The organism is Neorhizobium huautlense (genome assembly GCF_002968575.1).
Taxonomy (GTDB): Bacteria; Pseudomonadota; Alphaproteobacteria; order Rhizobiales; family Rhizobiaceae; genus Neorhizobium; species Neorhizobium huautlense.
The window spans coordinates 1-390 of sequence record NZ_PVBM01000128.1; the positions used below are offsets into that span (position 1 = coordinate 1).

The window sequence follows — 390 nt, forward strand, 5'->3', positions numbered from 1 at the left end:
CCCTTGAGGCGTGGCTTCCGGAGCTAACGCGTTAAGTCGACCGCCTGGGGAGTACGGCCGCAAGGTTAAAACTCAAATGAATTGACGGGGGCCCGCACAAGCGGTGGAGCATGTGGTTTAATTCAATGCAACGCGAAGAACCTTACCTACTCTTGACATCCAGAGAACTTAGCAGAGATGCTTTGGTGCCTTCGGGAACTCTGAGACAGGTGCTGCATGGCTGTCGTCAGCTCGTGTTGTGAAATGTTGGGTTAAGTCCCGCAACGAGCGCAACCCTTATCCTTTGTTGCCAGCGGTTCGGCCGGGAACTCAAAGGAGACTGCCAGTGATAAACTGGAGGAAGGTGGGGATGACGTCAAGTCATCATGGCCCTTACGAGTAGGGCTACAC

Annotated in this window: 1 rRNA gene; it reads left to right on the plus strand. The window is 54.1% G+C overall.

Annotation, left to right across the window (positions count from 1 at the left end):
- Positions 1-390, plus strand: a 16S ribosomal RNA gene (locus C5L12_RS27940); the annotation flags it as partial.